This is a genomic window from Rhodococcus sp. T2V (assembly GCF_029269925.1).
GTDB classification, from domain to species: Bacteria; Actinomycetota; Actinomycetes; order Mycobacteriales; family Mycobacteriaceae; genus Rhodococcus_F; species Rhodococcus_F koreensis.
The window spans coordinates 174177-187578 of record NZ_JARJBD010000007.1; the positions used below are offsets into that span (position 1 = coordinate 174177).

Annotated in this window: 16 protein-coding genes; 14 read left to right on the forward strand and 2 right to left on the reverse strand. The window is 67.2% G+C overall.

What is annotated here, in order from left to right; translation table 11 throughout:
• Positions 1-45: 45 nt before the first annotated feature.
• Together P3H15_RS09355 and P3H15_RS09360 are read left to right on the forward strand one after the other, a co-directional pair.
• On the forward strand, positions 46-1476 hold the full coding sequence (locus P3H15_RS09355) for an MFS transporter (protein ID WP_276136954.1): 1431 nt from the start codon (positions 46-48) through the stop codon (positions 1474-1476).
• 4 nt (positions 1477-1480) lie between these two features.
• Positions 1481-1972 carry an enoyl-CoA hydratase-related protein gene (locus P3H15_RS09360; RefSeq protein WP_276136955.1) on the forward strand — a complete coding sequence of 164 codons (492 nt, stop codon included), beginning with the start codon at positions 1481-1483 and terminating at the stop codon, positions 1970-1972.
• Here P3H15_RS09360 and P3H15_RS09365 read toward each other — a convergent pair.
• On the reverse strand, positions 1878-2798 hold the full coding sequence (locus P3H15_RS09365) for a LysR family transcriptional regulator (RefSeq protein ID WP_276136956.1): 921 nt from the start codon (positions 2796-2798) through the stop codon (positions 1878-1880). The genes P3H15_RS09360 and P3H15_RS09365 overlap by 95 nt on opposite strands.
• A 126-nt stretch (positions 2799-2924) precedes the next feature.
• Here P3H15_RS09365 and P3H15_RS09370 point away from each other — a divergent pair, with 126 nt between their 5' ends.
• From P3H15_RS09370 to P3H15_RS09410, 9 genes are all read left to right on the forward strand, one after another.
• Positions 2925-3818: a LysR family transcriptional regulator gene (locus P3H15_RS09370; protein WP_276136957.1), complete on the forward strand. Its 894-nt coding sequence runs from the start codon at positions 2925-2927 to the stop codon at positions 3816-3818.
• Positions 3819-3916: 98 nt separating this feature from the next.
• Entirely contained in the window at positions 3917-4768 is an 852-nt protein-coding gene (locus tag P3H15_RS09375) for a crotonase/enoyl-CoA hydratase family protein (protein WP_276136958.1), read from the forward strand.
• Positions 4769-4895: 127 nt separating this feature from the next.
• A complete protein-coding gene (locus P3H15_RS09380) occupies positions 4896-5588 on the forward strand; it encodes a GntR family transcriptional regulator (protein WP_276136959.1) in 693 nt (230 codons plus the stop codon).
• Positions 5588-6382 (forward strand): LamB/YcsF family protein, encoded by a 795-nt coding sequence (locus P3H15_RS09385; protein WP_276136960.1) that lies wholly within the window; start codon positions 5588-5590, stop codon positions 6380-6382. Before P3H15_RS09380 ends, P3H15_RS09385 begins: the two co-directional genes overlap by 1 nt.
• The gene (locus P3H15_RS09390) at positions 6375-7010 is read left to right on the forward strand and encodes an allophanate hydrolase subunit 1 (RefSeq protein WP_276136961.1); all 636 of its coding nucleotides are present in this window, start codon (positions 6375-6377) and stop codon (positions 7008-7010) included. The genes P3H15_RS09385 and P3H15_RS09390 overlap by 8 nt, the downstream gene beginning before the upstream one ends.
• Positions 7011-7934 (forward strand): biotin-dependent carboxyltransferase family protein, encoded by a 924-nt coding sequence (locus P3H15_RS09395; protein ID WP_276136962.1) that lies wholly within the window; start codon positions 7011-7013, stop codon positions 7932-7934.
• A gap of 58 nt (positions 7935-7992) precedes the next feature.
• A complete protein-coding gene (locus P3H15_RS09400; RefSeq protein WP_276136963.1) occupies positions 7993-8445 on the forward strand; it encodes a VOC family protein in 453 nt (150 codons plus the stop codon).
• Positions 8446-8586: 141 nt separating this feature from the next.
• Positions 8587-9906 carry an MFS transporter gene (locus P3H15_RS09405; RefSeq protein WP_276136964.1) on the forward strand — a complete coding sequence of 440 codons (1320 nt, stop codon included), beginning with the start codon at positions 8587-8589 and terminating at the stop codon, positions 9904-9906.
• Positions 9903-10694, forward strand: coding sequence for a DUF1445 domain-containing protein (locus tag P3H15_RS09410; RefSeq protein WP_276136965.1), 792 nt, complete (start codon positions 9903-9905; stop codon positions 10692-10694). Before P3H15_RS09405 ends, P3H15_RS09410 begins: the two co-directional genes overlap by 4 nt.
• A 125-nt stretch (positions 10695-10819) precedes the next feature.
• On the opposite strand, the gene P3H15_RS09415 is transcribed toward P3H15_RS09410, so the two are convergent.
• Positions 10820-11098 (reverse strand): hypothetical protein, encoded by a 279-nt coding sequence (locus tag P3H15_RS09415; protein ID WP_276136966.1) that lies wholly within the window; start codon positions 11096-11098, stop codon positions 10820-10822.
• A gap of 126 nt (positions 11099-11224) precedes the next feature.
• On the opposite strand from P3H15_RS09415, the gene P3H15_RS09420 reads away from it, so the two are divergent.
• From P3H15_RS09420 to P3H15_RS09430, 3 genes are all read left to right on the forward strand, one after another.
• On the forward strand, positions 11225-11983 hold the full coding sequence (locus P3H15_RS09420; protein ID WP_276136967.1) for a ParA family protein: 759 nt from the start codon (positions 11225-11227) through the stop codon (positions 11981-11983).
• Positions 11983-12468, forward strand: a complete 486-nt coding sequence (locus tag P3H15_RS09425) for a hypothetical protein (RefSeq protein WP_276136968.1) — start codon at positions 11983-11985, stop codon at positions 12466-12468. Before P3H15_RS09420 ends, P3H15_RS09425 begins: the two co-directional genes overlap by 1 nt.
• A gap of 282 nt (positions 12469-12750) precedes the next feature.
• A complete protein-coding gene (locus tag P3H15_RS09430) occupies positions 12751-13383 on the forward strand; it encodes a dihydrofolate reductase family protein (protein ID WP_276136969.1) in 633 nt (210 codons plus the stop codon).
• Positions 13384-13402 lie beyond the last annotated feature (19 nt).

Sequence of the window (13402 nt, forward strand, 5' to 3'; positions counted from 1 at the left end):
GACGTCACTGAATACAATCACAACTGTTGAGGCGGAGGCCCACCTATGACTGTCGCGAACGGCCCACATCGTGCGGACAATTCCGCGGGGACGATCCCCGAGGCCATGGCGCCTGTGGGCGCGCGGACCGCACGCACCGCCTGGAGCATCACCTTTCTCGTGATGATCCTGCAAACGGTGAACTTCGCCGACAAAGCCGTGCTGGGGATTGTCGCCCGACCGCTGTCGGAGGATCTCGGCCTGTCCAACGCCGACATCGGTCTGTTGGGCAGCGTCTTCTACGTTTTGTTCGTCGCGACCGGGCTCCTGGGCGGATTCATCGCCGACCGCGTGAAGATCGTCTGGGTGCTGTTGACGATGGCACTGCTCTGGTCGCTGGTGCAGATCCCGATCCTGTTGGTCGGAACATTCGGGGCATTACTCGTCAGCCGGGTTCTCCTCGGCGCCGCCGAGGGTCCGGCTGCATCGCTCGTGAACGTCGCGGTGTTCGGCTGGTTCCCCAAGAGTAAACGTGGGCTGCCCTCCGCCGTGGTGTCGTCCGGCTCGTCGCTGGCGAAGATTCTGATGGCTCCCGCGCTGACCCTCATCGTGGCCGCATACGGATGGAGGGCGGCGTTCATCACCATGATGATCGTCGGCGCCGTCTGGGCCGCGGTCTGGCTGGTCGTCGGCAAGGACGGCCCCTACTCCGTGAACAGCGCCCGCGAGCGCGCCAAGACCGCCGACACGGACGCGGTGACGCGGGTGAGCATCTTCCGGATCGCGGCGCTCCCCACGTTCTGGGGCGGAGTGCTCGGCATGTTCGCGGTCTACGGCATGGTCGCGGTCGTACTGACCTGGCTGCCGTCATACTTCGAGGAGGGCCTCGGCTACACCCGGATCAACTCCGGATTGCTGTTCGCGCTGCCCAGCGTCACCGGAATGACCGCGATGTTGCTCGGTTCGTTTGTCACCGACCGGCTGGCAGGACGAGGAACGACGGTGCGGGTGTCGCGCGGGCTCGTGACGGTGGTCGCTCTGGTCTTCTGCGGTGTGTGCCTCGCCGTGATCCCGTTCGTCACCGAATCGTGGATCGCCGTGGCGCTGGTGGTCACCGGCTATGGCGTCGGTGTCGCCACCCTCCCGCTGATGTTCGTCGCCGTGAGTTACATCAGCCCGGATCGTCAGGTCGCGTCGACGTTGGGAGTGTTCGTCGCGTTGTTCCAGGCCTCCGGGATCCTGGCCCCGTGGCTCACCGGGTACCTGGTGGACGCGGCACCGACCCCAGCGGACGGGTACACCTCGGCGTTCCAGATACTCGGTGTGGTGGCGATCGTGGGTGCGGTGGTGATGTTCTTGACCATCGACCCGGAGCGGGACCGGGCGCGGATCGCGGCGATCGATCCGCTGACCAACGCCGACGGCTCGGCCGAAGACGAGGAGCTGTACGCCGCCACCCAAGGCGAGGAATCCGGGCGAACCAGAGAAGGATCGTGACGCTGTGTCCACGCAGTACAGCGTCACCGGCAGTGTCGCGATCATTCACCTCGACAATCCGCCGGTGAACGGGCTCCCGCTCTCCACCCGGCAGGGGATTCTGCGGGACCTCACCCGCGCTCTGGACGCACCCGGTATCGACTCGATCGTGTTGACCGGCAATGCCACCGACTTCTCGGCCGGTGCGGACATCTCCGAAGTCGCCGGGCCCCGGTCCGCTGCCGGGCCGTCGCTACCACCGGGACAATGGCTTTCCGCGCCATCGCGGTGGACCGATGTTCCACGCCGAGGGTGTCGGGCTCGACCGAGTGGAAGAATCGCTGCGGAGGTTCGACGGAAGCACCGAACCCGCGCCGTTGTTGACGAGATTGGCGAAGGAAGGAAGAACCTTCGACTGACCGTTACCGGGTCGTTCCATCGTGCCGGTCCCGTCGACGGAGGGCCGCGGCGAGGAGTGCGCGCGCAGCGGGGGAGAGCACACCCGGCCGATGCATGACCGCGACCGTGAGAATCACCGGCGGCTCCATTGCCCGTGCCACCACGGCCGGCTCACCGGCGTTGTCGACGACTGCCCTGGTGACCCAGGCCATTCCGGCGCCTGCAGCGACCAGCGGCACGGTGGCCTGGCGATGCGCCGTGACCACACCGAGCGTTGTCCGTCGTGATGCACGGCGTAACGCGGACTCCACCGAGACCCGCCCCTGTGCGCCGCCGGTCACCGCGATCACCGGCAGATCGGGGATCTGCTCGAACGGCAGGGGATCGGGGAGACCGTCCGCGATCACCCGCGGAAGGGCGATGCACAATTCGTCGGTGCCCAAGCTGTGGGTGTCGAGGTCGCGGCGGTCGGTGACTTCTGTGGAGTCGGCCGGTTCGAGAAACCCGAACCCCAACTCGACGGTGCCGTCGCGCACTGCCCCGGCGACGTCGTTCTCGGACCGAAACTCCCTGATGCGGACGGTAACCGTGCCGTACGCCCGCCTCAGGTCACCGATCAGGCCGGGGAGCGGGGACTCGTAGAGGCCTGCGGTAGTGCCGATATCGACGTGCCCACCATGGAGGCCGGAGAGTTCGGCAACGGAGGCCTGCGCGGTGGCCATGTCCCGGAGTAGTTGCCGGGCAGGAGCAACCAGCGCCGCACCCACCGTCGTCGGAACGAGCCCACGGCCGACACGATGGAACAGGGGGGTGCCCAGATCACGTTCGAGGACGCGGATCGACTGCGACAGAGAGGGCTGCGCGAGGTGGAGCGCAGCGGCCGCGCGGACCACACCGCCGTGTTCGACCACGGCAAGGAAATGCTCGGCCTGCCGGAACTCCATGTCCACCTCCATGCCACCGTGGCCCGCGCGCGAGGGACGTGACCGCCGTCCAGAGCGCGAAACGCGAAGACCACTGCTTCGCCGGTGTCACCTTATCGCCCACGTCACGTTGGGTAGGGTCGGGAAGTGGACTCACGTCAACTGCGCTACTTCCTCGCTGTCGTCGAGAACGGCAGCGTGACCAGGGCAGCTGAGGTTCTGTATGTGGCCCAGCCGGCGCTGTCGCAGTCGCTGCGGGCGCTGGAGGGCGAACTGGGGGTCGAACTCTTTCGGCGGGTTCCGCGAGGAATGGAGTTGACCGATGCGGGTGCGGCATTGCTGGGGCCCGCGCGCCAGGTGCTGCAGTCGTCCCGCCGTGCGGACGAGATCGTGCGGGGGATCGCCACGCTCGAGAACGGCTGGCTCGATGTGGCCAGTCCGCCGGACCTCGCGGTGGAACCGCTCGCCCCACTGGTGGCGCAATTTCGGGCACAGTACCCGGGCGTGTGGGTCAATCTGATGGATCCGGGGCCCAACGCCGGCGTGGAGACCCTCCTGAGAGCCGCTCGATGCGAAGTCGGCATCGACTACCTCCCGGCCGACGACGACAAGCTGTCGACCCGTGTGCTCGGCCGTCGCCGACTGCTGCTGGGGCTACCGGCAGAGGCACCCCACCTGCAGATGCCGACCTTCCCGATCGATCGACTGTCCGAGCTGCCGTTGATCGCCGGACCGAGGGGTACCGCAGTTCGCGACGAGGTCGAACGTGCATGCGCTCAACAGGGTTTCAGCCCGAACATGACGGTGGAGGTCGAGCATGAACACAACGTCTATCTACTCGTCGAGGCCGGAGCAGGCGCGGCCTTCCTGACCGAGTCCGACGCTCGTCGAGCCGAGCGTCGCGGAGTCCGGGTGATGCGAACCGAGCCCGAGCTGGGGCACGACTACGGTGTGGTGTTCCGGTCGGGACCGTTGTCACCGGCGGCCGCAGCGTTCGCCGCTCTCGCCACCGGCTCGGCCCCCGGGGAGGGGCATGCGTGAAGCCGATTGCTCTGGAAGGCAACGGATCTTTGACCCGAGCCGCCGAATCGAGGAGGGTAAACCGACGTGCTCGACAAGTTCGAAGAGACAGGTTACCGATGAAATTCACTACCATTCGCCTCGAGATCGACGACGGCATCGCCACGATCACGCTGGACCGTCCCGATCAGCTCAACGCATGCACGACGGAAATGAAATCGGAGATCATCGAAGCCTTCGATCACACCGACGCCAGCGATGTGGTCCGCGTGGTGATCATGACCGGTTCCGGCAGAGCGTTCTGCGCCGGCGCCGACCTCGCGGGAGGGGGTTCGCGATTCGACGCGCCGGAGGGGGCCGACGGTGAAGTGCCCCGCGACGGCGGCGGTGAGATGACGCTGCGGATCTACGATTCGACGAAGCCCGTGATCGCGGCGATCAATGGTCCGGCAGTGGGAGTCGGCGCGACCATCACCCTCCCCATGGACATCCGATTGGCCTCGGAGGGGGCGAAGTTCGCGTTTCCCTTCACCCGTCGCGGCATCGTTCCCGAGAGTTGCTCGAGTTGGTTTCTCCCGCGTCTGGTGGGGGTCGAGCGCGCGGTGGAATGGTTGTACACGGGACGGCTGTTCACCGCAGCGGAGGCGTACGACGGTGGCCTGATCAGCGCCGTCCATCCGCCGGAAACGTTGCTCGCTGCCGCTCGGTCTCTCGCGGCGGAGATCATCGACAACACGGCACCCGTGTCGGTGACGCTGACCCGGCAATTGGTGTGGCGGATGCTCGGCGCCGCACATCCGATGGACGCGCACATCGCGGAGTCCCGGGGTATGCGCGCACAGGGCGCCAGCAGCGACGCCTACGAGGGCGTGACGTCCTTCTTGGAAAAGCGTTCACCCCGGTTCACCCGCACGGTGACCTCTGATCTTCCGGACATCTTCTCGGGCTGGGTCCGCCCCGTATACCGGTAGACCCTCGTCAGGGCGCCGATCGAATCCGGTTATCGGTGTGTTTCGTCAAGCTTCGGTTCTGTAAAACATTCACTCCCAGGGCGAATTGGGCTGGACAGAGCTACCGGATCCACTGTATACAGTGAATATGTCGCCTACGTCACACGAGTTCGGGTCTCCGGAAGGGGACCTGACGTCCCGGCTCCGAACCTCCATCGTCGAGGGCATCTATCCCCCTGGCCACCGCTTGGTGCAGGAGGAACTCGCCGACCGGTTCGGGGTGTCGCGGATTCCGCTGCGCGAAGCCATGCGGACCCTCGCGGGGGAGGGTCTGCTGCGCACGGTCCCGGGCCGCGGCACGTTCGTCACCGCGCTCGACCTCGACGAGATCGACGAGATCTACGACCTGCGCCGCCTGGTCGAGCCGAGCTTCGCCGAGCACGTCACCGAGCGAGTCTCGCGGCGCGACATCAGCCGCTTCGAGGCGATGGCCGAGCAGATGGATCAGGTGGCCGACACCGGCGCCGGAGCGTGGTCGCGGACCAACCTGGCGTTCCATCTCGACATGTACCGGCTCTCGCGCCTGCCGATGCGCTACGAAATCATCGCCCAGATGTATCACCGGCTCGAGCCCTATTCCCGGTTCTACGTGCACGGGACGTGTGCGTACGACCGGGTCCAGGACGAGCACAAGGCAATGGTTCAGGCGCTCGCCGACGGCAATTCCGAGGAATTGGCTCGGCAGATCATCCTGCACATCGACGGTGGGCAGACTGGTCTGCACCGCGCCTGGGAGAACTCGGCCGAGGACATGCGCACGTACTGGGCCGAGCGCAGCTGATGGGCACTCGAACGGTCTCGATCAACACCGACATCGGTGAGGGTTTCGGCGTCTGGGGTGTCGGTGACGAGGCGCCGCTGATGGATCAGGTCACCGCCGCGAACATCGCGTGCGGCTTCCACGCCGGTGATCCCGACATCCTGCGCCGCACCTGTGAGATGGCCGCCGCCCGTGGGGTTTCGGTGGGCGCGCAGGTGTCGTACCGCGACCTGGCCGGCTTCGGTCGCCGATTCATCGACGTGCCCACCCCGACGCTCGTCAATGACATCGTGTATCAGATCGGCGCCCTGCAGGCCTTTGCGCGGATCGCCGGGACGGTCGTGTCCTACGTCAAGGCGCACGGGGCGTTGTACAACACGGCCGCACGGCATCCGGGGCAGGCGCACGCCATCGCCGAAGCGATCGGACTGGTCGATCCGGACCTGCCCGTGCTCTGCCAGTACGACACGGTGCTGTGGCACACCGCCCTCGACACCGGACTGACCCCTCAGGCGGAGGTGTTCATCGATCGGTCGTACACGGACGAGGGACTGCTGGTGCCACGGTCGCACCCGGACGCACTGGTCGTCGACCCGTCCGCAGCCGCGAAGCGGGCCGTCCACATGGTCGTGACCGGGTCGGTCGACTCGGTGGACGGCGCGACGCCCACGGTGCTGCCGGACGGCGCGGCGGCGATCGCGATGTGCGTGCACAGCGACACCCCCGGTGCGGTGGACATCGCCCGGCAGACCCGGGAACTGCTCGGGCGCAACGACGTAGCCCTGGCCGGGATCGGGGGTGGACGTCATGACTGAATCCGGTAACCTCCTCCGCGCGGGCGATCGCGCCTGGATCGTCGATGTCGCACCCGAGCGGATCGCCGGTGTCGTGGCCGCGGCGCATGCCCAGACCTGGTCGGCTCTGCTGGAAGACGTCGTCCCTGCCGCGCATTCGATCATGTTCCGCGCCAACACCTCGTCCGACATGCGGCTGCTCTCCGGCCATGTCCGCCACCTTGTGGACACTGCCGGCGCAGACGCGTCGGCGGCATTCCTCGAACGCGAACCGGTGGTCATCCCGGTGCGCTACGACGGCGAGGACCTCGAGGCGGTGGCACGGAGACTGAACCTGACCACGGCGGCGGTTGTCGCTGCACACACTTCCGCCGAGCATCGCGTGGGATTCTTCGGTTTCGCCCCCGGGTTCGCCTACATCGACGGCCTGCCCGACGCGCTCGAGTTGCCTCGCCGCACGTCGCCGCGCCGACGGGTCGGTGCCGGACTCGTCGCCATCGCCGGCACTCAGACCGTTGTCTATCCCGGCGGCACACCGGGTGGCTGGCACCTGATCGGCTCGACGTCGGAGGTCCTGTGGGACATCGACGCGGCGAATCCCAGCCGGCTGTCCGTGGGTGACCGCGTCGTCTTCGAGGCGGTGGAGTAGATGACCTCGATGCTGACCAGGCCCGGCCGACTGCCTTCCGGCACCCCGGTGCGCGCGCAGGTGTCGGTGATCGACGCCGGGCTGAGCACGACGCTCCAGGATCTGGGCCGGCCCGGGTTCGCGCACCTCGGGGTCACCACGTCCGGTGCCGCCGACCGAGCCGGCCTGACGGTGGCGAACCGCCTCGTCGGCAACGCGGATGGCGCCGCCGCGCTCGAGAACACGTTCGGTGGGCTCGCGATCGCCGTGTCCGCGGACCGGTACGTGGCGATCACCGGTGCCACCGTCGAGATTCGTGTCGACGGCCGCGCTCCGGCGGAGGGCCGGCGAATCCTGCTGCGGGCCGGGCAGATTCTCTCGCTGGGCCGTCCCGTCACGGGACTGCGCACTTACGTCGCGGTCGAAGGGGGAATCGACACCGAGCGGGTCTTCGGTTCCGCCGCCACCGACTGCCTGTCCGGGGTCGGTCCGGCACAGGTCCGGTCCGGCACGACCCTCGCGCTCGGGGCGGGTCATCCGGTACCCCACGACATCCCGCTCGAGCTGACTGTGCCCCGGCTTCCGGTCGGGGCGGCCGAGGTGCGATTCCGGTGGGGCCCCCGGGACGGCCTGTTCGCGCCACACGATCGGGCCGCGCTGACCGCCACGACGTGGACGGTGAGTGCGGACTGCGACCGCGTCGGCGCCCGGCTGACCGGACCGCCGCTGACCGTCGGGTCGGTGGATCTGCCGAGCGAAGGCATGGCTCTCGGAGCGATCCAGATCCCACCGTCCGGGGAACCGATCGTGTTCCTCGCCGACCATCCGGTGACCGGGGGCTACCCGGTCATCGGGGTGGTGATCGAACGTGACGTCGACCTCGTGGCGCAGGCAGCACCAGGCACCCGGATCCGACTCGCAGCGCTCCCGAGAGGAGACGACTGACCCGAACCCCGCGCGTCCCGTCCATCTCCGAGTTCACGAATCACAGAAGAGGAAAAGTATGACCGCCCAACTGACGAACCTTGTTCCTTTCCACCTCGCCATTCCCGTCGACGACATCGACGCCGCCCGCAACTTCTACGGCGGTGTACTCGGATTCACCGAAGGACGGTCCGACACCAAGTGGATCGACTGGAACTTCGGCGGACACCAGGTCGTCACCCATCAGGTCGGGGACGGTCCCAGCGCGACGCCCCGCGACGGGGTGGCCGGGACGAACCCGGTCGACGGACACAATGTTCCGGTTCCGCACTTCGGGCTGGTTCTGCCGGTCGACGAGTTCAAAGTTCTCGCAGAGAAACTCACGTCCATCGGGACGGAGTTCGTGATCGAACCGTACGTGCGATTCGAGGGCGAGCCGGGCGAACAGTGGACGATGTTCTTCCTCGACCCCGCCGGAAACGCAATGGAATTCAAGGCTTTCGCCGACCTGAACCAACTGTTCGCCGTCTGAGTCCGCGGACACAGGTCATCGGCAGGACTGCCATCCTGCCGATGACCACTCGGGCACCCCAGCGCCGCGGTGCCACGTTTTCCGACCCCGCGATCGGGATCTCCTCGCAGCACCTCCGCCACTTCTTCGTTGGAGTTCGCCATGACCACCGTACCTGCCTCCATGCCCCACACGGGCGATCACCTGCCCGCCCCGCCCCCCATGCAACCCCGCCGTGCCGCCGTTGCGGCCGCGGCCGGTACCGCCGTCGAGTATTACGAGTTCGGCGTGTACGGCTACCTCGCCGTCATCATCGGGCCCCTATTCTTCCCCAACGACAACCCGACCGCGTCGCTCCTGGCCACGCTGGCGGTCTTCGGCAGCGCCTTCGTCATGCGCCCACTGGGCGGAATCGTCCTCGGCCGCCTCGGCGACCGGATCGGACGCAAGCCGGTGCTCATCGCGACCATCGTGGGCATGGGAACGGCGACCGCCGCCGTCGGACTGCTTCCCACCGCCGGATCGATCGGTATCGCCGCCCCCATCGCCCTGCTGCTCGTGCGGTTGGCCCAAGGCTTCTTCGCCGGCGGCGAGGTCACCGGATCGGCGACGTATCTGTCCGAATCCGCACCCGCCGGCCGCCGCGGATTCTTCGGCGCCTTCACCCCGGTCGGCGTCGCCCTCGGCGGTGGTACGGCCGCCGTCGTGGCCGGTATCACCACCACGGCACTGACTGACGATCAACTCGTCGACTTCGGTTGGCGCATACCGTTTCTGCTGGCCCTGCCGCTGATCGCGATCACGTTGATCGCGCGCAGCAAACTCGAGGACTCGCACGCGTTCGTCGCCGAAACCCAGCAGCACGCGCCCGCGAAGTCTCCGCTCATGGAGGTGCTCACCGAACACACCGCGGCGGTCTTCAAGGTCATCTTCCTGTCGATCGGATCCAACACCGGATACTGGGTCGGCCTGATCTTCATGAACATCTACCTGACCACCTACCTCGGGTACCCGAAGTCGAACACCTTCTGGATCATGGGCGCCATCAGTTTCTTCGTCGCGATCCTGATGCCGTTCTTCGGGGGACTGTCCGACCGGGTCGGCCGCAAGAAGGTCATCACGATCGGTTTCCTCGGCTACGCGATCCTGGTCCTGCCGGCGATGATCGTGATGGATCAGGGCAGCTTCGCCCTCGCGGTGGGTGCCATGGTGGTGCTCGCGCTGCCGATGCCGATCGTGCAATCGGTGACCTACCCGACCTATGCCGAACAGTTCCCCACCCGCGTGCGGTACACCGGCCTGTCGATCGCCTTCAACATCGGCACCATCATCGGCGGTGGGCTCACCCCGTACCTGGCCACCTACCTCATCTCCCGCACCGACAACCTCCTGGCCCCCGGGTTCCTGCTGATGGGCGCGGTGGTGCTCGCCCTGATCACCCTGCGCACCGTGCGCGAATCAGCCAAGGAGACACTGCAATGACGCGGCAGTCACCGACGCACCCGCAGGATCTGCGCCGATTGGTCGCGGCGGGGCAGTGGACCGCACCGACCGCCGGGATCCTCGACGACTACCAGCAGGCCAACCTCGTCGTCGTGCCGTCCGCCGCCGCCGACGACTTCGCGGAGTACTGCCGCCGCAACCCCGAGGTGTGCCCGCTGCTCGCCAGGACGAATCCCGGCGAATCGCAGTTGACCTACGACAGCTGCACGGTCGACGTGCGCACCATGCTCCCGCGCTACCGGGTCTGGGAGCGCAACACCCTGGTGGCCGAACCCACCGACCTCACCGAACACTGGCGCGACGACGCGGTCGCCTTCGCTCTCGGATGCAGCCACACCTTCGACGCCCCGCTCCGCCGAGCCGGGATCCCCGTCAGCCATGCCGCACCCCCGGTGTACGTCACCGATCGCGAGACCGTGCCGGCGGGGATCTTCGCCGGACCCCTCGCCGTCAGCATGCGTCCCGTGCCCACGTCGCTGGTCGACACGGCAATCGAGGTCACCGGACGGTATCCGACCGGCCACGGCGTCCCCGTGCACGTCGGCGATCCATCGGCACTGGGAATCGCCGACCTCGCTCGGCCCGACTTCGGGGTCTACCCCGGCGTCGGCAAGCACACGGTCCCGGTGTTCTGGGCCTGCGGAGTGACACCGCAACTCGCCATACCCGAGGCGCAACTCGACTACGCGATCACCCATTTCGCCGGTCACATGCTCGTCTTCGACACCCTGCTCGACGCGTCTCAGTCCCTGGCCCGAGGTCGTTGACGACGTCGCCCACTCGTCGAGACGCTGCTGGTAGGCCCGCACCGCAGATTCGCCGAGCCCGGTTCGGAAGACCGGCTCGACGATGGTCACCTGAAGACCGAGGTGACAAACGTCCCGCGACACCGTCAGCCGTGAGGAGTCGATCGACCGAAGAGGAAGTAGGCCAGGGGGACGACGCCGGCCGAGTTGACGAGCGCCACCGCTGTCGCCCAAACCGACTTCGATCCCCTGATCTGGTTTGCCGGTCGGTGCTTGATATCGGCAAGCGCCATGACCTTCAGAACGCCCTCGAAGGCGGCGCCGGCGATGATCAGCCGTCGGCTGCGGTCGCTGAGTTCGCTCCATCGTTGTCTGGTGGCCATGTACAAGCGTAGCTCGCGGGAATTGTCCAGGAAGCCGGCCACTCGGCCTGAACCGCGCGTCGCGTAGACGGGTCCTCGGCAACACAGCTCAGATCGGCGGCTCGTCCGCGTGTCGCGCCGAAGTTAAGTATCTTGAGATGCCTCAGTATGTTTAACCGAAGGGACACCATGACCCGCACCATCGCAGTGGTCAACCATAAGGGCGGCTCGACCAAGACCACGAGCGCGGTCAACCTCGCCCAGGCCCTCGTCGAAGCCGGCTACACCGTCCGCGTCGTCGACCTCGACCCGCAATGCAACGCCACTACCTGGCTCGGTGCCACGCCCGAAGCGGTCGACAACGATGTCCTGTCGGTACTCATGCTGGTGGCGAGCATCGAGGAAGCGACCACCATCACCGCGTCCGGGATCCACCTCGTTCCTGCCACCAAGGAACTCGATTCCGTCGGGCCCTACTTCCTCAAGAAGCCCGGTGCCCACGGCATCCTGCGTAAGGCCCTCGCGGGCGCCCCCGATGTCGACTTCAACCTCCTCGACTGCCCCGGAGACTTCGACCACCTGACCATCAGCGCACTCGTCGCCTGCACCGAAGTGCTCGCCGCAGTCATGACGGGAGCGATGGAACTCGAAGCGCTCATGCGCATCGAGAACTACATCACCCAGCAGGTCGAGTTGCTCAACCCCACCGCGCGGCTCAATCACATTCTGTGCGGCCGCGTCGAACTCGGTCAGGTCATCGACCAGCAGGTTCTCGCCGCGCTACGCGAGACCTACCCCGACCAGACGATGCGCACCATCATCCCGAAGTCCGTCCGTGTCAGTGAGAGCTACAGCGCCGAAGAACCCGTCGTCAGGTGGGCACCGTCCTCCTCCGCATCACGCGCCTACCGCGACGCCGCCCGAGAACTCGTCGAAAGGATGCCCTGATGACCGCGACACGTAAGCCCGGACTCGCGAGCAACCCCCTCGAACGCCGCGAACAGGCCCGCGCAGGCGGCGCCCACCCGGACGGGACGTACTCGCGGACACGTCGAAAGGAGCTCCTGGTGGGCGTGACACGGGAGCCCGCACCCGCGAGCAACCCCCTCGAACGCCGTAAGCGGCGGCTGCCGAACCTCGTCGAACAGTGCGTGGACGTCGCGCAAGTAGGTGCTCTCGGCGAGGAGAAGATGACCGCGAAACGGGCGCCCGCAGGCAAGAAGCAGGTTTCCGTCTCCATCGAGACCGCCAGGATCGAGCACGGCAAGGACGCCGTCGCTGCCATCGGCCACATCGCCGGCGCCCCCCACAGTTGGTCCGCCCTCGTCGACGAAGCCGTCGCCCACTACCTCGCCGTTCTCGAACGCAGGTACAACAATTGCGAACCCTTCCCCCCGCGCAACGCCGAAGTTCTCCGGAGTCCGCGCCGCTGAGCCATCCTGCCGGTAGCGGCGCGCGCACCCGGGAAAGCGGCGTCGCAAGGCCCGCACGCGGCAGCCGATACCGCCGAGCTGCCGCACGAAATACGCATCTGAACCGGCGGCTTTTGTCGAGCGCGGATGGCCTGGTCGCCGGTCATGCCTGCGCCCGAAGCACCGGCACCGGAAAAGTTCCTCGAAAAAATCCGGGATGCGGTGTCCGATCGGGGCGGTGGCGTTCGTGGAAGGGGTGAGGCCGCCCACGAGGGGCGGCGCCGAGGCAAAGGAACCGCGACCATGAAGCTCACCACCATGACCCAGGTCACCCTCGACGGAGTGATGCAGGGCAACGGCGGCGCGTCGGACGAGGACCGCAGAAACGGATTCGAGCGCGGCGGATGGGCCCGGGGCAAGGGCGACAACGAGACCCACGCGTTCATCAACCAGACCTACCAGCGCGCCGACGCGTTTCTGCTCGGCCGCCGGACCTACGAGCTGTTCGCCGGCTCCTGGGGGTCCTTGACGGAGCAGGACGTCCCCGGCTGGGAGCCCGTCATGCGGGCATTGAACACACAGCCCAAGTACGTGGCATCGACCACGCTCGCCGATCCGAAATGGCCGGACACCACCGTCCTGTCCGACGACCTCGCCACCGCCATCGCGGATCTGAAGGCCACACCGGGCGGTGAGCTGCAGGTGCACGGCAGCGGCGCACTGACCCGGTGGCTGCTGCAGAACGATCTGGTCGACGAGATGACCCTGATCGTCGTTCCCGTGGTCCTCGGCCAGGGCGCGCGGTTGTTCCCGCAGGCCGGACCGGACCTTGCACTCGAACTGGTGGAGTCGCGAGTCGACTCGAAGGGCGTGACGATCCAGGTCTTCCGGCCCGCCGGGAGCCCCCCCGGTACGCGACGGCGTGACGTCCCCTAACCGGTACACCACCACAGGA